The sequence below is a fragment of the Klebsiella sp. PCX genome, from assembly GCF_021869705.1.
GTDB classification, from domain to species: Bacteria; Pseudomonadota; Gammaproteobacteria; order Enterobacterales; family Enterobacteriaceae; genus Klebsiella; species Klebsiella quasipneumoniae.
The window spans coordinates 186,609-204,638 of sequence record NZ_CP091527.1 but is presented as its reverse complement, the minus strand read 5'-3'; the positions used below and the strand labels follow the sequence as shown (position 1 = coordinate 204,638).

The 18,030-nt window shown below is 57.7% G+C and carries 16 protein-coding genes; 4 read left to right on the top strand and 12 right to left on the bottom strand.

The window, feature by feature from the left end:
* The first annotated feature begins 16 nt into the window (after positions 1-16).
* Both fadB and fadA read left to right on the top strand, forming a co-directional pair.
* Complete coding sequence (gene fadB, locus GQR96_RS00955) at positions 17-2,206, top strand: fatty acid oxidation complex subunit alpha FadB (protein WP_049092577.1); 2,190 nt, start codon at positions 17-19, stop codon at positions 2,204-2,206.
* A 9-nt stretch (positions 2,207-2,215) separates the two neighbouring features.
* The gene (gene fadA, locus GQR96_RS00950; protein ID WP_004886733.1) at positions 2,216-3,379 is read left to right on the top strand and encodes an acetyl-CoA C-acyltransferase FadA; all 1,164 of its coding nucleotides are present in this window, start codon (positions 2,216-2,218) and stop codon (positions 3,377-3,379) included.
* Between the two features lie 193 nt (positions 3,380-3,572).
* Here the strand turns inward: fadA and fre are convergent, their stop codons facing one another.
* Together fre and ubiD are read right to left on the bottom strand one after the other, a co-directional pair.
* Complete coding sequence (gene fre / locus GQR96_RS00945) at positions 3,573-4,274, bottom strand: NAD(P)H-flavin reductase (protein ID WP_004886735.1); 702 nt, start codon at positions 4,272-4,274, stop codon at positions 3,573-3,575.
* A 49-nt stretch (positions 4,275-4,323) separates the two neighbouring features.
* A complete protein-coding gene (gene ubiD, locus GQR96_RS00940) occupies positions 4,324-5,799 on the bottom strand; it encodes a 4-hydroxy-3-polyprenylbenzoate decarboxylase (RefSeq protein WP_065905179.1) in 1,476 nt (491 codons plus the stop codon).
* 178 nt (positions 5,800-5,977) lie between these two features.
* Between ubiD and rfaH the strand changes: the two genes are divergently transcribed.
* Positions 5,978-6,466, top strand: coding sequence for a transcription/translation regulatory transformer protein RfaH (gene rfaH / locus GQR96_RS00935; protein ID WP_004886742.1), 489 nt, complete (start codon positions 5,978-5,980; stop codon positions 6,464-6,466).
* Here the strand turns inward: rfaH and tatD are convergent.
* The 9 genes from tatD to udp form a co-directional block, all read right to left on the bottom strand.
* Entirely contained in the window at positions 6,463-7,254 is a 792-nt protein-coding gene (gene tatD / locus GQR96_RS00930; protein WP_043521011.1) for a 3'-5' ssDNA/RNA exonuclease TatD, read from the bottom strand. The two genes, rfaH and tatD, sit on opposite strands and share 4 nt — an antisense overlap.
* 43 nt (positions 7,255-7,297) lie before the next feature.
* Positions 7,298-8,077 carry a Sec-independent protein translocase subunit TatC gene (gene tatC, locus GQR96_RS00925; RefSeq protein ID WP_004886745.1) on the bottom strand — a complete coding sequence of 260 codons (780 nt, stop codon included), beginning with the start codon at positions 8,075-8,077 and terminating at the stop codon, positions 7,298-7,300.
* A 2-nt stretch (positions 8,078-8,079) separates the two neighbouring features.
* Positions 8,080-8,604 (bottom strand): Sec-independent protein translocase protein TatB, encoded by a 525-nt coding sequence (gene tatB / locus GQR96_RS00920; protein WP_048293980.1) that lies wholly within the window; start codon positions 8,602-8,604, stop codon positions 8,080-8,082.
* A 3-nt stretch (positions 8,605-8,607) separates the two neighbouring features.
* Positions 8,608-8,859: a Sec-independent protein translocase subunit TatA gene (tatA, locus tag GQR96_RS00915; protein WP_002883425.1), complete on the bottom strand. Its 252-nt coding sequence runs from the start codon at positions 8,857-8,859 to the stop codon at positions 8,608-8,610.
* Between the two features lie 129 nt (positions 8,860-8,988).
* Positions 8,989-10,629 carry a ubiquinone biosynthesis regulatory protein kinase UbiB gene (gene ubiB / locus GQR96_RS00910; RefSeq protein WP_004886748.1) on the bottom strand — a complete coding sequence of 547 codons (1,641 nt, stop codon included), beginning with the start codon at positions 10,627-10,629 and terminating at the stop codon, positions 8,989-8,991.
* Complete coding sequence (locus GQR96_RS00905) at positions 10,626-11,231, bottom strand: ubiquinone biosynthesis protein UbiJ (RefSeq protein WP_004886750.1); 606 nt, start codon at positions 11,229-11,231, stop codon at positions 10,626-10,628. Before GQR96_RS00905 ends, ubiB begins: the two co-directional genes overlap by 4 nt.
* Positions 11,232-11,244: 13 nt before the next feature.
* Positions 11,245-12,000, bottom strand: a complete 756-nt coding sequence (gene ubiE, locus GQR96_RS00900) for a bifunctional demethylmenaquinone methyltransferase/2-methoxy-6-polyprenyl-1,4-benzoquinol methylase UbiE (RefSeq protein WP_004886751.1) — start codon at positions 11,998-12,000, stop codon at positions 11,245-11,247.
* Positions 12,001-12,070: 70 nt separating this feature from the next.
* Positions 12,071-13,519, bottom strand: a complete 1,449-nt coding sequence (rmuC, locus tag GQR96_RS00895) for a DNA recombination protein RmuC (protein ID WP_004886754.1) — start codon at positions 13,517-13,519, stop codon at positions 12,071-12,073.
* Positions 13,520-13,652: 133 nt separating this feature from the next.
* Positions 13,653-14,414 (bottom strand): uridine phosphorylase, encoded by a 762-nt coding sequence (udp, locus tag GQR96_RS00890; protein ID WP_002883419.1) that lies wholly within the window; start codon positions 14,412-14,414, stop codon positions 13,653-13,655.
* Positions 14,415-14,686: 272 nt separating this feature from the next.
* Between udp and GQR96_RS00885 the strand changes: the two genes are divergently transcribed.
* A complete protein-coding gene (locus GQR96_RS00885; RefSeq protein ID WP_004886756.1) occupies positions 14,687-15,499 on the top strand; it encodes a dienelactone hydrolase family protein in 813 nt (270 codons plus the stop codon).
* A 58-nt stretch (positions 15,500-15,557) separates the two neighbouring features.
* On the opposite strand, the gene metE is transcribed toward GQR96_RS00885, so the two are convergent.
* Positions 15,558-17,822, bottom strand: coding sequence for a 5-methyltetrahydropteroyltriglutamate--homocysteine S-methyltransferase (gene metE, locus GQR96_RS00880; RefSeq protein ID WP_032455980.1), 2,265 nt, complete (start codon positions 17,820-17,822; stop codon positions 15,558-15,560).
* Positions 17,823-18,030 lie beyond the last annotated feature (208 nt).

Below are 18,030 nucleotides of genomic sequence, written 5' to 3'. Positions count from 1 at the left end.
GATTCAGGAGACTGACATGCTCTACAAAGGCGACACCCTGTACCTCGACTGGCTGGAAGATGGCATCGCCGAACTGGTGTTCGATGCCCCAGGTTCGGTCAACAAGCTTGATACCGCAACCGTAGCCAGCCTCGGTCACGCGCTGGATGTACTGGAAAAACAAAACGATCTCAAAGGCCTGCTGCTGCGCTCTGAAAAAGCGGCGTTTATCGTCGGCGCGGATATCACTGAATTCCTCTCACTGTTCCTGGTCCCTGAGGAGCAGTTAAGCCAATGGCTGCATTTTGCTAACAGCGTCTTCAACCGTCTGGAAGATCTTCCCGTCCCCACTATCTCTGCCGTCAATGGTTACGCGCTGGGCGGCGGTTGTGAATGTGTCCTGGCGACCGATTACCGCCTGGCGACGCCGGATCTGCGCATTGGTCTGCCGGAAACCAAACTCGGCATTATGCCAGGCTTCGGCGGCTCAGTTCGTTTGCCGCGTCTGCTCGGCGCCGACAGCGCGCTGGAGATCATTGCTGCCGGGAAAGATGTCGGCGCCGAGCAAGCGCTGAAAATCGGCCTGGTGGATGGCGTGGTCGCTGCGGAAAAACTGCGCGACGGCGCGCTGGCGATCCTGCGCCAGGCGATTCAGGGCGACCTGGACTGGAAAGCGAAACGTCAACCGAAGCTGGAGCCGCTGAAACTCAGCAAAATTGAAGCGACGATGAGTTTCACCATCGCCAAAGGCATGGTCGCGCAAACCGCCGGGAAGCATTATCCGGCGCCTATCACCGCGGTGAAAACCATCGAAGCCGCTGCGCGTCTTGGTCGTGAAGAAGCTCTGGTGCTGGAAAATAAAAGCTTTGTCCCGCTGGCTCATACCAACGAGGCCCGCGCACTGGTCGGTATCTTCCTGAACGACCAGTACGTCAAAGCGAAAGCGAAAAAACTGACCAAAGATGTCGAAACACCGAAGCATGCTGCCGTACTGGGCGCTGGCATTATGGGCGGCGGTATCGCATACCAGTCGGCCTGGAAGGGCGTGCCGGTGGTGATGAAAGACATTAGCGACAAATCGCTGACCCTTGGGATGACCGAAGCGGCGAAGCTGCTGAATAAACAGCTGGAACGCGGCAAAATTGACGGTCTGAAGCTGGCCGGAGTCATAAGCACCATTCAGCCGACGCTGGAGTATAGCGGTTTTGATCGCGTGGACGTGGTCGTTGAAGCGGTGGTGGAAAACCCGAAAGTGAAGAAAGCGGTGCTGGCGGAAACCGAAGAGAAAGTGCGCCCGGATACCGTACTGGCATCCAACACCTCAACGATCCCCATCAGCGAGCTGGCCAGCGTTCTGCAGCGCCCGGAGAACTTCTGCGGCATGCACTTCTTTAACCCGGTGCATCGCATGCCGCTGGTTGAAGTGATTCGCGGCGAAAAAACCTCGGATAAGACCATTGCCAAAGTGGTGGCCTGGGCCAGCAAAATGGGCAAGACGCCAATCGTGGTCAATGATTGTCCCGGTTTCTTCGTCAACCGCGTGCTGTTCCCCTACTTCGCCGGATTTAGCCAGCTGCTGCGCGACGGGGCGGATTTCCGCAAAGTCGACAAAGTGATGGAGAAACAGTTTGGCTGGCCGATGGGCCCAGCTTATCTGCTGGACGTGGTCGGCATCGATACCGCGCACCATGCTCAGGCGGTCATGGCGGCGGGCTTCCCGCAGCGGATGCAGAAAGATTATCGCGACGCTATCGACGCCCTGTTTGACGCCAACCGTTTCGGGCAGAAGAACGGCCTCGGCTTCTGGCGCTATAAAGAAGACAGCAAAGGTAAGCCGAAGAAAGAAGAAGATGCTGCCGTCGACAGCCTGCTGGCCGACGTCAGCCAGCCGAAGCGCGATTTCAGCGATGAAGAGATTATCGCCCGCATGATGATCCCGATGGTTAACGAAGTCGTCCGCTGCCTGGAAGAAGGCATTATCGCCAGCCCGGCGGAAGCGGATATGGCGCTGGTATACGGCCTCGGCTTCCCTCCGTTCCACGGCGGCGCCTTCCGCTGGTTGGATACCATCGGCAGCGCGAAGTATCTCGATATGGCGCAGCAGTACCAGCACCTTGGGCCGCTGTATGAAGTCCCTGCCGGTCTGCGAGACAAAGCGCGCCATAACGAAGCGTATTATCCCCAGGTAGAGCCAGCCCGTCCGGTTGGCGCTCTGAAAACGGCTTAAGGAGTCACAATGGAACAGGTTGTCATTGTCGATGCTATTCGCACCCCGATGGGCCGTTCAAAGGGCGGCGCATTTCGCCACGTGCGCGCGGAGGACCTCTCCGCGCACCTGATGCGCAGCCTGCTGTCGCGCAACCCGTCGCTTGAGGCAAGCGCGATAGACGATATCTACTGGGGCTGCGTACAGCAAACCCTCGAGCAGGGTTTTAACATCGCCCGTAACGCGGCGCTGCTGGCGGAGATCCCGCATTCGGTACCGGCAAACACGGTTAACCGTCTGTGCGGTTCTTCCATGCAGGCGCTGCACGATGCCGCACGCATGATCATGACCGGCGATGCCAGCGTCTGCCTGATTGGCGGCGTGGAGCACATGGGCCATGTGCCGATGAGCCACGGCGTCGATTTCCACCCGGGCCTGAGCCGTAACGTGGCAAAGGCGGCAGGGATGATGGGGCTGACCGCTGAAATGCTGGCGCGTCTGCACGGCATTAGCCGGGAAATGCAGGATCAGTTCGCCGCGCGCTCCCACGCCCGCGCCTGGGCTGCGACCCAGTCCGGCGCATTCAAAGCCGAGATTATCCCCACCGGCGGCCACGATGCCGATGGCGTACTGAAGTCCTTTAACTATGACGAAGTGATCCGCCCGGAAACCACCGTCGAGACGCTGTCTACCCTAAGGCCGGCGTTTGACCCGGTGACCGGTACGGTAACGGCGGGCACCTCTTCCGCCCTTTCCGATGGCGCGGCGGCGATGCTGCTGATGAGCGAAAGCCGCGCCCGCGAACTGGGTCTGAAGCCACGCGCCCGCGTCCGTTCGATGGCGGTGGTCGGCTGCGACCCGTCTATTATGGGCTATGGCCCGGTTCCCGCTTCGAAGCTGGCGCTGAAAAAAGCGGGCTTATCCACCAGCGATATCGACGTCTTTGAAATGAATGAGGCCTTTGCCGCGCAGATCCTGCCGTGCATTAAAGATCTGGGCCTGATGGAGCAGATCGATGAGAAGATCAACCTCAACGGCGGGGCGATCGCGCTCGGTCATCCGCTGGGTTGTTCCGGGGCGCGTATTAGCACCACGCTGATCAATCAGATGGAGCGTAAAGATGCCCAGTTCGGCCTCGCCACCATGTGCATCGGCCTGGGACAAGGGATCGCCACCGTGTTTGAGCGGGTGTAAATTTACAAAAGGATATCTCACAGCCAATGGCGTCAGAACAAGGCGGCAAGCGAGCGAATCCCGATGAGCTTACTGAAGTAAGTGATTCGGGTGAGCAAGCGCAGCCAACGCAGTGATGACGTCATTGGCGAAGAGAGACAGTTTAGTTGCCGTTCTTCCCGCCTGTCAGGGGCGGGTTTTTTATTTGCAGATATCAGATAAAGGCAAACGCGTCGCCAAACAGGCGATCTTCGCGCGCGCCGCGTTCGTTGCAGAACAGGTCGCGAGCAATCTTAGCCATCTCGAAACGCCCGGCAATATAGATATCGTGATCGGCCAGGGTACCGTAATCCTGCAGCACCGCGGTCAGCACGGTGCCGGAACGCCCACGCCAGCCCTCTTCCGGCTGCTCAACCACCGGCTCGATGCGCAGATTTGGATGCTTGACGCTCAAGGCTTCCAGCTCGGCCAGATCGTACAGATGTTTGGTCTCGCGACCGCCCCAGTAAATCGCGATATCGCGCTGAGGATTGCGTGACAGCGCGGTGAGCAGAATAGAACGCACATAAGAGAAGCCGGTACCGCCGGCAATCAAAATCAGCGGGCGGTCTTCATCTTCACGCAGCCAGGCTTCGCCATGCGGAATATCAACCTCAATTTCACGCTCTTTCAGGATGCGATCCATGACCGCCATCGCGTACAGATTGAGCTCCGAGGCGCCGATATGCAGTTCGATAAACTCCTGTTCCGCCGGCGTGGAGGCCATGGAGAATGGGCGTTTGTCGCGCTCATCCATTACCACCATCAGATACTGGCCAGCGCGGAAAGAGAATGCCGCTTCCGGTACTAATCGAACACGATACACGGTATCGGTAATCGCCTCCACCGAGGTCACTTTACAGCTTAAGGTTGTCATGCGTCCCCTCTGTCGGGTCTAAAGAGCAAAACAGCGGCGTTAGCCCCGCTTACTGTTGTTTAAAGATGGCCAGATCATCCCAGATGGCGTCAATGCGCGCCGTGACGGCAGGATCTTTTTTGATTGGGCGACCCCATTCACGCTGGGTTTCGCCAGGCCATTTATTGGTGGCATCCAGCCCCATTTTTGAACCCAGGCCGGAAACCGGCGAGGCAAAATCCAGATAATCAATTGGCGTATTCTCTACCAGTACCGTATCACGAGCCGGGTCCATACGGGTAGTGATCGCCCAAATCACATCGTTCCAGTCGCGGGCGTTAACATCGTCATCGCAGACAATCACGAATTTGGTGTACATAAACTGGCGCAGGAACGACCAGACGCCCATCATCACGCGCTTGGCATGGCCTGCGTACTGTTTTTTCATCGTCACCACCGCCAGGCGGTAGGAGCACCCTTCCGGCGGCAGATAGAAATCGACAATTTCCGGAAACTGTTTCTGCAGGATCGGGACGAAGACTTCATTCAGCGCCACGCCCAGCACCGCAGGCTCATCCGGCGGACGGCCGGTATAGGTCGAATGATAAATCGCGTCTTCACGCTGGGTAATATGGGTGACCGTAAACACCGGGAACTGGTCTACTTCATTGTAGTAGCCGGTATGGTCGCCATACGGACCTTCCGGCGCCATCTCCCCGGCCTCGATATAACCTTCCAGCACAATCTCTGCGCTGGCAGGCACTTCAAGATCGTTCGAGACGCATTTCACCACTTCGGTTTTGGTGCCGCGCAGCAGCCCGGCAAAGGCATATTCCGACAGCGTATCCGGCACCGGGGTCACTGCACCAAGAATGGTCGCCGGGTCGGCGCCGAGTGCCACAGAAACCGGGAAGCGTTCCCCCGGACGCGCCGCGCACCACTCCTGGAAATCCAGCGCGCCGCCGCGATGAGACAGCCAGCGCATAATCAGTTTGTTTTTGCCAATCAGCTGCTGGCGATAAATCCCCAGGTTTTGCCGCTCTTTGTGCGGCCCACGGGTCACCGTCAGCCCCCAGGTGATCAGCGGCGCGGCATCTTCCGGCCAGCAGGTCATAATCGGGATTTTCCTCAGGTCGACGTCATCGCCCTGGATGATTTTTTGCTGACAGGGGGCGCCGCGCAGACGTTTGGTGGGCATATTCAGCACTTGCTTAAACTGCGGCAGCTTATCAAACAGATCGCGGAAACCTTTGGGCGGCTCAGGCTCTTTCAGAAAGGCTAACAGCTTACCCACCTCGCGCAGCGAATTGACGTCCTCCTGACCCATCCCCAGCGCCACGCGCCGCGGCGTGCCGAACAGGTTGCACAGCACCGGCATGGTATAGCCTTTCGGATTCTCAAACAGCAGCGCAGGACCGCCAGCGCGCAGGGTGCGGTCGGCAATTTCGGTGATTTCCAGGTGAGGATCGACCGGCAGAGTGATACGTTTTAGTTCGCCCTGTTGTTCCAGGAGTGTCAGAAAGTCGCGAAGATCGTGATATTTCATGAAAGTGTTATTGACCTCTCTACAGGCGGCTAATTATACGGTGTTCAACGGCGAGATGCTGTAATTTTGTTAAATTAGCGTGAAAGAACGCTGAAATTTGGATTTCAATTATAATGGCTTTCGCGATTACACCAGCCATTTGTTATGCTTGCCGTTATTAGAAGTGGAATGAGTCATTATGCAAGCCTGGTACTTACTGTATTGCAAACGTGGGCAGCTACAACGAGCCCAGGAACATCTGGAACGTCAGTCAGTTAACTGCCTGATGCCGACGATTGCGCTGGAAAAAATCATTCGCGGTAAACGCACCATGGTCAGCGAACCGCTGTTCCCGAACTACCTGTTTATTGAGTTCGATCCAGAGGTGATTCATACCACCACCATCAGCGCCACCCGCGGGGTTAACAACTTCGTGCGCTTTGGCGCCCTACCCGCTATCGTCCCCTCGGCGGTCATCCACCAGCTCTCTATCTACAAACCGGAAGGCATTACCGACCCGGAAACGCCGCATGAGGGCGATAGCGTACTGATCACCGACGGCGCGTTCGAAGGCTTACAGGCTATCTTTACCGAGCCGGACGGTGAAGCACGCTCTATGTTGCTGTTAAACCTGCTGAATAAGCAAGTCCTGCAGAGCGTTAAAAACACCGATTTCCAGAAAATCTAAGTGCCGTTAACGTCGACGCCAAACAGCGCCCTGACGTTGGCGTCCGTTTGCATCTCAAGCCACTGCGCCTCCTCGCCGCGCCAGGCCGCGACGCTGGCCAGGATATGCGGCAAATACGCGGGCTCGTTACGACGCGAGGCGGGTTTCGGCTTGAGGTCGCGCGGCAGCAGATAGGGCGCATCGGTCTCCAGCAGCAGACGTTCCGCCGGGATCGCCGGCAATAGCTCCCGCAGCTCGAGCCCGCGCCGCTCATCGCATACCCAACCGGTAATGCCGATAAACAGCCCCAGATCCAGACATTCCTGCACCTCGCTGCGGCTGCCGGTAAAGCAGTGCAGCACCGCGCCCGGGATCTTCCCAAGCCAGGGTTTAAGCAGCGCCAGAAACCGGTCGTGGGCGTCGCGGCAGTGTAAAAAAACCGGCATCGACAGCTCGGCGGCCAGCGCCAGCTGGGCACTAAACGCCTCCTCCTGCTCCTGGGGCGTGGAAAAATTACGATTAAAATCCAGACCGCACTCCCCTATCGCCACCACCTGCGGCTCGCGGGCGAGGGCATAAATCGCCTCGGCGACCGCTGGCGTCCAGCTGCTGCCGTCATGGGGATGAACCCCCGCCGTGGACCAGCAGCCGGCGTAATGACTCGCCATTCTCTGCGCCTGCTGGCTCTCCGGTAAATTTGTGCCGGTCAGCAGCATGCCGTGAACCCCTGCCGCCCGGGCGCGCGCCACCACCTCATCATGGTCGCGGGCAAACTGTGAACTGGTCAGATTAACGCCGATATCAAACATGATCGCTCCATATGACAACCGCCCTGACGGGCGGTTGGCGGTATTACTCTTCTCTGTGCTCAGCGGCTTCAGCTTCGGCCGCGGCATCGTCATCACGCGTCAGGCGCTTCCCGGTGTAGAAGCGGGCGAAGAACACCCCGACTTCAAACAGGCAGTACATCGGAATAGCCAGCAGCGTCTGCGAGAACACGTCCGGCGGCGTCAGCAGCATCCCCACCACGAAGGCGCCCACCAGCACATACGGCCGTTTTTTGCGCAGCTCTTCCGGCGTGGTGACGCCCATCCAGCAGAGCAGCACAATAGCGACCGGCACCTCAAAAGAGACCCCGAACGCCATAAACAGCGCCATCACGAAGTCGAGATAACTGCGGATATCGGTCGAGACCAGCACCCCCTCCGGGGCAGCATGGGTCAGGAAGCCGAACGCCAGCGGAAACACGACAAAATACGCGAAAGCCATGCCGATATAGAACAGCAGCGTGCTGGAGACCAGTAAGGGCACCACCAGCCGGCGCTCATGCTTATACAGCGCCGGCGCGACGAAGGCCCATACCTGATACAGAATAATCGGCACCGACAGGATCACCGACACCATGAAGGTCAGCTTTATCGGCGTAAAGAAAGGTGAAGCGACATCGGTGGCGATCATCGTCGCGCCTACCGGCATCTTGCTGATAAGCGGGGCCGAGACCAGCTGATAGATATCATTGGCGAAATAGACCAGCGCCAGGAAGATCACCAGGATAGCAATGATGCTGTTGAGCAGACGCTTGCGCAGCTCAATCAGATGCGAAATTAGCGGTTGTGTATCGTCTACGCCCATGTTTACGGTTTATCACTCGATGCGGGGGAAGAATGGGGGGCAGCCGCCGTAGCGGTTGTTTTCTCTGCCGGTGAAGCGGGTTGCTCGTCGGCCACGGGATCCGGCGCATGAACCGGAGCGCTGGCGTGATGTTCTGCCGTCGCCGGCGTGACGTCCTGCCGCTGCGCTTCGCTGCCTTTCACCACCGGATTATGGATGGTATTCGCTTCGTCACTGGCCTTTTCCGGGTCGTGGGCGCTATAGGAGCGCTTCATCGACTCCGCGGCCTCGCGCAGCTCATCCATGGAGGCTTTCAGCTCCGGCGTCAGGTTATTCAGGCTGGCCTTTTCCACCTTCTTGAGGCTCTCCTGGAACTCCTGCAGTTTTAGCTCCTGAGCCAGCTCATTCTGTACCGTGGTCGCCAGCGACCGTAGCGTACGGATCCAGCCAACCACCGTTTTAACCGCGACGGGAAGCCGCTGTGGCCCCAGAACGATGAGGCCAATCACAAACACCAGCAGTAGTTCACTAAAACCAATATCGAACACGAGTTACACCTGCTCTTTGTCGTGGCGTTTTGTCTCGTCTTTTTTTGCATCATCCTGTTTATCGGCGATAGTTTTCGCCGTGAAATCTGCGTCTGGCGCCGACTTTTCAGGTTTATCATCATCACTCATGGCTTTTTTAAAGCCTTTGATGGATGCCCCTAAGTCTGACCCCAGTGAGCTCAGCTTCTTCGTCCCGAAAAGCAGAACTACGATGACGACAACAATTAATAACTGCCAAATACTGATACCACCCATACACGTTCCCCTATGACAGATGATGAATTATGTGGACGCATTATACACGCCATCCTGCCAGCCGCCTCGCCGTCAGGCCACCGGCATGATTTTGCGCAAATAAGCCTGCGTCATGAAGAGGCGAACCGATCAGCGGGTTTTTCGCCAGCCAATCAGCCAGGTCACGATACCGCCGGCCATCAGCCAGCCGGGCATCATTCCCCACTCAGGGCGATGGATAAAGAGCAGCGTACCACTGAGCAATAAAACCGCGCCTATACCAAACAGATAACGGGATTGGCCCTGGCGCACATGGCGCACATGCATATCCCGCACGATAGTATCGACGCTGGTCTGCAGCTGTTTGCTCTGCTGCAGGCTCTGATACACCAGCTCAGGTATTTCAGGCATTCTTTCGATCCAGAACGGCGCTTTGTCTTTAAACGCGCGCACCAGCGCCGGAATACCGACCTGATCTTTGATCCACGACTCAAGGAAAGGCTTCGCCGTTTTCCACAAGTCTAACTGAGGATAGAGCTGCCGGCCTACCCCTTCTACGTAAAGTAATGTCTTCTGTAGCAAAACAAGCTGCGGCTGGACTTCCATATTGAAGCGCCGCGCGGTGTTGAACAGATTTAGCAGCACGTGGCCGAAGGAGATCTCCGCCAGCGGCTTCTCAAAGATGGGCTCGCAGACCGTGCGGATCGCGAACTCAAACTCTTCAACATTGGTGTCCGGCGGAACCCAACCGGAGTCGACGTGCAGCTCGGCAACCTTACGATAATCGCGGTTGAAAAAGGCGATAAAGTTTTCCGCCAGATAGCGCTTATCTTCTTTGTTCAGCGAGCCGACAATGCCGCAGTCGATGCCAATATACTGCGGATCTTCCGGGTGCTCGTAGCTGACGAAGATGTTGCCAGGGTGCATATCGGCATGGAAAAAGCTGTCGCGGAATACCTGGGTGAAGAAGACCTGCACACCCCGCTCCGCCAGCAGTTGCATATTGGTTCCCTGAGCCTCGAGCGCCTCCACGTCGGACACCGGAATGCCGTAGATGCGCTCCATCACCATCATGCTTTCGCTGCAGTAATCGGGGTACACTTCCGGCACATACAGCATCGGGCTGTCTTCGAAATTACGCCGCAACTGAATGGCGTTGGCGGATTCCCGCAGCAGGTTCAGCTCGTCCAGCAGCGTTTTTTCATACTCACGAACCACCTCCTGCGGGCGCAGACGTCGGCCGTCAGGCAGCAGTCGCGGCACCCAGCGCGCCAGGCGGTAGATGAGCTTCATGTCCGCTTTAATGATCGGCAAGATATCCGGACGGATAACCTTGATCACCACCTCTTTGCCGTTCTCTTTCAGACGCGCGGTATGCACCTGGGCGATAGACGCCGAGGCTAACGGCTCAACGGAGAAATCATCAAACCAGGCCTCCACCGGCAGGCCACCCATCGCTTTTTCTATCTGCTGCTGCGCAAGCTTCCCTTCAAAGGGCGCCACGCGGTCCTGCAACAGCGCCAGTTGATCGGCAATATGCGGCGGAAAGAGATCCCGCCGCGTGGAAAGCATCTGGCCGAATTTAATCCACACCGGCCCCAGCTCCTGGAGCGCCAGCCGCAGACGGGCGCCAAGAGGTTGATCCTGATGGCGGTTTGGCATCCAGAAGAGCATCCGCCGCCAGATACGCAGCGGCAGCGTGATCCGCATTTTGGGGATAAGCTCATCGAGCCCGTAGCTCAAAAAGGTGTGGATGATGAAATACAGGCGCCGTAATTCTCCTGGCGTCATTTGCCCTCCAGCGTTTCCAGCCGTTTTTCCAGTGCGGCCAGCGCGCGTTCAATAGCCGTCGTCTCTTCAGCAAACCAGGCCAGCTCCAGCGGCCCCGGTGCCAGGCGCCACTCTTCAGTGATCGCTTCAGCGACATAACGCTGCTGGCGCTGCGCGCCCTTCAGTAAAAACTGAGCGCCGCCGCGGAGGACTTTACCGACGCCTTCGGCCACGATGTCACCGGTATAAGGCGCCAGCAGCTCAGCGGGATCGAACTCTGCCAGATCGCACAGGGTGACCATGTTCTGCACCACCTGCAGATCGCCCTGCACTTCCAGCTCGCCGCTACGGATAAGCGCCGTCAGTTGTTGACGGTTGCGTAGTTTTGGCAGCACGCTGAGCCGGGTAATCACGGTGCAGTCAGCCTCTCCGTCCCAGGCGCTCAGAACATCAACCTGGCGTTCACTGAACACCAGCACCACGGGCGTAGCGAAATCCTGCAGCTGTACCCGCAATACCTTGCCCAGCAGGCGCTGGCGGGCGGGTTTTAGCGCTTTGTCGCGCCAGAGGAAAGTATTTAGCGCCGTTTCAATGCCAGCGGTCACCAGGGGTGTGAAAGGCATAGCGTCCCTCCTGTCAGAACTTGTAACCGCGATGCAAAGCAACGATACCCGCCGTCAGGTTGTAGTAGTCCACGCTTTCGAAGCCTGCATCCTGCATCATCCCTTTCAGGGTTTCCTGGTCCGGATGCATACGAATAGATTCCGCCAGGTAGCGATAGCTGTCGCCATCTTTTGCCACCAGCTCGCCCACTTTCGGCAGGATATGGAAGGAGTAAGCGTCGTAGGCTTTGCTCAGCGGTTCGATAATGGGTTTAGAAAACTCCAGCACCAGCAGACGTCCACCCGGCTTCAGCACGCGGTACATCGAGCGCAGCGCTTTCTCTTTGTCGGTCACGTTACGCAGACCGAAAGAGATGGTGATGCAGTCAAAGGTATTATCAGCAAACGGTAGGGCTTCCGCGTTGGCCTGAACATACTCAACGTTACCCACGATGCCGATATTGCGCAGCTTTTCGCGGCCCATTTTGAGCATTGAATCATTGATATCAGCAAGCATAACGCGGCCGGTTTCCCCTACCAGACGGGAAAACTTAGCCGTCAAATCACCGGTCCCCCCCGCCAGATCCAGCACGGTCTGCCCGCGACGTACGCCGCTGCAGTCGATGGTGAAACGCTTCCACAAACGATGGATACCAAACGACATCAAGTCATTCATCACATCATACTTTGCGGCGACAGAATGGAATACATGCGCCACCATGTCTGCTTTCTGCTCTTTAGCGACCGTCTGAAAGCCAAAGTGCGTCGTTTCTTGTGAATCCTCAACCATCTTTATGCCTGCTTGCTTTTCAAGAAAATGTTCACTGAGTGTATCAGACTCAGCGCATTTCCCATACGTTTCAGCGTGGCGGAGCCGCCTCCCGGCTACGCACCGGCTCGGCAGAGTCGGGTGAAAATGCCTCATTTTCCGGCAGGTTATCCTCCTCTTCGAGACGATATTGATCGTCCTGAGCAATGGCTTGTTCAACTAAATCAGGATTAATCCCGCGCTTGACCTCCACGCCCAACCCGCGAAAAGCCTCCGCCTGGGCCAGAAGATTACCGCGCCCGGAAGCGAGCTTTTTCATCGCCTGGCGATAGTTCTCTTGCGCTTTATCCAGACTCTGGCCGATAGCGGACATATCGTCCACAAACAGGCGCATTTTGTCGTAAAGGCGCCCCGCCCGCTCGGCGATCTTCTGCGCGTTGCGGCTTTGGTGCTCATAACGCCACAGATTGGCGATGGTGCGCAGGGCCACCAGCAGCGTCGTCGGGCTAACCAGCATAATATTATTTTGCAGCGCCTCGCTGATAAGCTCGGGCTGACGGTCGATGGCCAGCAGGAATGCCGGCTCGACGGGAATAAACATCAGCACATAGTCGAGGGAGCGCAGGCCTGGCAGTTGCTGATAATCCTTGCGCCCCAGCAGACGAATATGATTTCGCACCGAAGCAAGGTGCTCCTGCAGCGCGACTTCGCGGGTGTAGTCGTCCTCGGCGTTGAAATAACGCTCATAGGCGACAAGGGTCATTTTGGCGTCGATAACCACGTCTTTACCCTGCGGCAGGCGCACGATGACGTCCGGCTGCATCCGCGAGCGGTTGTCGGTCTCGATGCTGACCTGGGTTTGGTACTCATAGCCTTCCCGCAGGCCGGAGGCCTCCAGCACGCGGGTGAGAACCACTTCCCCCCAATTGCCCTGGGTTTTGTTATCGCCCTTCAGCGCTTTGGTCAGGTTCAGCGCCTCCTGCGCCATCTGCGCGTTCAGCTGCTGCAGGTTACGGATCTCATGCGCCAGGGTGTGCCTTTCTCGCGCCTCCTGACCGAAGCTCTCCTGCACCTGCCGGCGGAACCCGTCCAGTTGTTCGCGCAGCGGTGTCAGCAGGCCATGCAGGCTCTGGCGATTTTGCTCATCGACGCGTCGGTTGCTGTGTTCGAAAATGCGGTTGGCGAGGTTTTCAAACTGCTCGCTCAGGCGCTGCTCGCTGTTCACCATCTGGCGGATCTTATCTTCCGCATGCAGCTGGGTGGATTCGAGCCGGGTGGTAACCTCACGCAGATCGGCCTCCAGCGAGGTATTGATATCCCGCAGGCTGCGCAGCTCGTTGTTCAGCAGCTCGCACTCTTCACGCCAGTGGGCTTCCTGGACCAGTTGCTGACGGGCAGCGCTCAGCTCAATATCCAGCTCTCGCCGCTCCTCGATAAGATCGGCCCGAATTTGATCGGCGCGCGCTTTGGTCGCCAGCCAGCCGACGATTAACCCGGCAGCCAGTGCGATAACCGCGCTGATAATAATGGAGAGATCCACGACGCCCCCTGCGATAACCTGATGACACAAAATAGAATTGTGCTGTACAAACGTCCAGTTTAAAAGGAATTTCCTGCGAGAGGCGACGCAAAAAAAAGGCCGGAGGATCCGGCCTGAAGGGAAAGCGGTTTAATTACAGCAGACGGCGCGCCGCTTCGACGACGATTTTCACCGCGTGGCTTTCGGTTTGCTTCATGGTTTCGGCGTTAGGGATCTCTTGCTGGGTACGGTTAACGATAACCCCAGCCACCATCCCGGCACGCAGGCCCTGGCTGGCGCACATGGTCAGCAGCGTAGCGGATTCCATTTCATAGTTCATCACGCCCATCGCCTGCCACTCTTCCATAGAGCCTTTGAAGCGGCTCACCACGCGACCGGAGAAGGTGTCGTAACGCTCCTGGCCCGGGTAGAAGGTATCCGAAGAGGCGGTCACGCCGATATGGGTGGTGGCGCCAATGGATTTCGCCGCTTCCACCAGCGCGGTGGTGCAGGCGAAATCTGCGACGGCCGGGAATTCCATCGGCGCGAAGTGCAGGCTGGCGCCGTCCAGGCGAACGGAAGCGGTAGTCACCAGCACATCGCCAACGTTGATGTGCGGCTGAATGGCGCCGGTGGTGCCAATGCGCAGGAAGGTACGTACGCCAAGCTGCGCCAGCTCTTCCACAGCGATAGACGTAGACGGGCCGCCGATGCCGGTGGAGCAGACGATCACCGGTTTGCCGTCCAGCTCCGCGCGCCAGGAGGTAAATTCGCGGTGGGATGCCAGCTTAACCGGCTTATCCATCAGCGCGGCGATCTTTTCCACACGCTCCGGATCGCCAGGGACGATAGCCAGCGTAGCCCCTTGTAAATCGTTCTTGGTGAGGCCGAGATGAAAAACATCAGACTTGGACATAAAAAACTCCTCTGTGGGTCGAATTATCAGCAGAAGCAAAACGGTACTGTACAGAAGCCCCAGGCAACATTTTGTGATGATAGTCACCAAGAACAATAATGATTGCAGTTGTTTTTCAGTAAATAGTGATACACATCACATTAACAAGTTATATTCATCGTCACAGAACAAAAGATAGCCGCTTTCAGGCACTGTGCTTTATTACCGCCCGAACTAAAGGTAAAGGGTCTATAGTTACTGATGCGCTAATAAATAAGGGTACGGAGAATACCATGACCACCACCAAGCAACCTGGATTCGCACCTGCAGCCTCGCCGCACGCCGCAACCGCCGTTCATACGCCGGAAGAGCATATTGTCGCCGGAGAGACCTCTATTCCCTCTCAGGGGGAAAACATGCCGGCTTACCATGCCCGTCCGAAAAACGTCGATGGCCCATTGCCGATCGTCATCGTGGTACAGGAAATTTTCGGCGTGCATGAGCATATTCGCGATCTTTGTCGCCGCCTGGCGCAGGAAGGCTATCTGGCTATCGCGCCTGAGTTGTACTTCCGTCAGGGCGATCCGAATGAGTATCACGATATCCCAACCCTGTTTAAAGAGCTGGTTACCAAGGTGCCGGACGCGCAGGTGTTGGCGGATCTCGACCACGTCGCCAGCTGGGCGGCGCGTCATGGCGGCGATGCCCATCGTCTGCTGATCACCGGCTTCTGCTGGGGCGGACGCATCACCTGGCTGTATGCCGCACATAACCCGCAGCTTAAAGCGGCAGTGGCCTGGTACGGCAAGCTGGTGGGAGAAAAATCGCTGAATTCGCCAAAACATCCGGTGGATATCGCCGTCGATCTCAACGCCCCGGTGCTCGGCCTGTACGGTGCGAAAGACGCCAGCATTCCGCAGGACACCGTCGAGACGATGCGTCAGGCGCTGCGGGCGGCTAACGCCACAGCGGAAATCGTGGTCTATCCCGAAGCCGATCACGCCTTTAACGCCGACTATCGCGCCAGCTATCACGAAGAGTCAGCCAAAGACGGCTGGCAGCGAATGCTGGCCTGGTTTGCGCAGTATGGCGGTAAAAAAGGGTAATCGCCCAAAGCATGAAAAAAGGAGGCAAATGCCTCCTTTTTGATTTTTCCGGTGACGATCAAGCGGACTGGCGCAGATTCCGCGCCGCTTGCACCATATTCGCCAGCGCGGCGCGCGTCTCCGGCCAGCCGCGGGTTTTCAGGCCGCAGTCCGGGTTGACCCACAGCCGCTCCGCCGGGATACGCTGCGCGGCTTTTTCCAGCAGCGCTTCGATCCACTCCACGCTCGGTACGTTTGGCGAGTGAATATCATATACCCCCGGCCCGATTTCATTGGGATACTCGAACACTTCGAACGACTCCAGCAGTTCCATGTCGGAACGCGAGGTTTCAATGGTGATCACGTCAGCATCCAGCGCGGCGATGGAGTCCATGATGTCGTTGAACTCGCAATAGCACATGTGGGTATGGATCTGAGTATCGTCTTTGGCCACCGCAGCGTTAAGACGGAAGGCTTCCACACCCCACTGCAGATAGGCATCCCAGTCGCTGCGCTTCAGCGGTAAACCTTCGCGCAAGGCCGGCTCATCAATCTGGATGATGCCGATACCGGCCGCCTCCAGATCCGCCACTTCATCACGCAGGGCCAGCGCAATCTGTTTCGCGATGGTTTCACGGCTGACGTCTTCCCGCGGGAAGGACCAGCACAGAATCGTCACCGGTCCAGTGAGCATTCCTTTCACCGGCTTGTCGGTCAGCGACTGCGCGTACTTCGCCCATTCAACGGTGATCGCCTGCGGACGGCTAACGTCGCCGATCACCACCGGCGGCTTCACGCAGCGGGAGCCATAGCTCTGCACCCAGCCGTTTTGCGTGAAGATGAAACCGTCCAGATGTTCACCGAAGTATTCCACCATATCGTTCCGCTCGGCTTCCCCGTGCACCAGTACGTCTAATCCTAACCGCTCCTGCTCGACGATCGCCTGCTTAATATGTTCCGCAATGCCGGTACGATAATGACTGGCGTCAAGATTTCCCTTTTTGAAGTCCAGGCGCAGGCCGCGGATCTCGGTCGTCTGCGGGAATGACCCGATGGTGGTGGTCGGCCAGGCCGGCAGGTTAAAGCGTTGACGCTGTGCCTGAGCGCGAACCTCATAGGGGCTGGCGCGCTGGCTGTCCTGAGGAGTGATCGCCGCCAGCCGTTTTTCCACCGCCGGGTTGTGTACCCGAGACGAATGGCGACGAGCATGGACTGGCGCGCTCCACTCGGTAATCGCCGCCGTATCGCCGCTGTTCAGCGCATCGCGCAACAGCGCCAGCTCACCGCATTTTTGCAGAGCGAAGGCAAACCAGCTCTTCACTTCCGCATCAAGGCGCGTCTCCACGCTCAGGTCGATCGGGCTGTGCAGCAGAGAGCAGGATGAAGCGACCCACAGCTCGCGCTTACCGACGAGGTCTTTAATTTGCGCATACTTTTCGGCGAGATCGGCGCGCCAGACGTTACGCCCGTTGATCAGGCCGGCGGACAGCAGCCAGTCGGCCGGCAGACGTTTATGCAGTTCGGCGACATCATCTTTACCGTGGACCAGATCGACGTGCAGCCCCTGGACCGGTAGCGCAGCAATGGTCTCGAGATTGTCGCTAACGCCTTCAAAATAGGTGGTCAGCAGCAGTTTGACCTGGCCCTGCAGGGCGTCATAGGCCGGTTTAAAGGCCTCCAGCCACGCTGGCGGCAGCTCCAGCACCAGCGCCGGTTCATCAATCTGCACCCACGCAATGCCGCGCTTCGCCAGTTCGGCCAGCACCTGCTGATAAACCGGCAGGATGGCATTCAGCAGGCTCAGACGGTCAAACGGTTCGCCTTTCACTTTGCCCAGCCACAGATAAGTCACCGGCCCCAGCAGCACGGGCTTGATCTTGTGGCCCAGCGCCAGCGCTTCGTCCACTTCATCCAGCAGTTGGGTCCAGGTCAGTTTGAACTGCTGGCCCTGCACGAACTCCGGCACCATGTAGTGATAGTTGGTGTTGAACCACTTGGTCATTTCCGCGGCGGCCGCTGGCTCGCCGGTGGGCGCGCGGCCGCGGCCAATGCGGAACAGGGTATCGATATCGACAGAGCCGTCTTTGTTCTGATGACGAGCCGGCACGTTGCCAAGCAGCAGGCTGGTGGTCAGAACATGGTCGTACCAGGCGAAATCGCCCACCGGCAGCAGGTCAATACCGGCCTGCTTCTGCTGCTCCCAGTGACGGGCGCGCAGTTCCCGGCCTACCGCCAGCAGCTCCTCGCGAGTGGCATTGCCCGCCCAGTAGCTCTCTTGCGCTTTTTTCAGCTCGCGACGCAGGCCAACGCGAGGAAAACCGAGGGTGTGGTTAATAATTGTCATTTTTGTTCCTCTCTTATTTCATTGAATCTGAAGAAAAACTCTAAATAGTTCGGCTTGCAGGAAGGCGGCAACGATGCGCATCCCCAGGAGCTTACTGAAGTAAGTGACTGGGGTAAGCGAGGCAGCCAACGCATCTGCAAGTCGAAATATGACGAGTTTTAGACGTCCAGATGTTTACACATCCATAATTGGCAGTTACTGTATATTC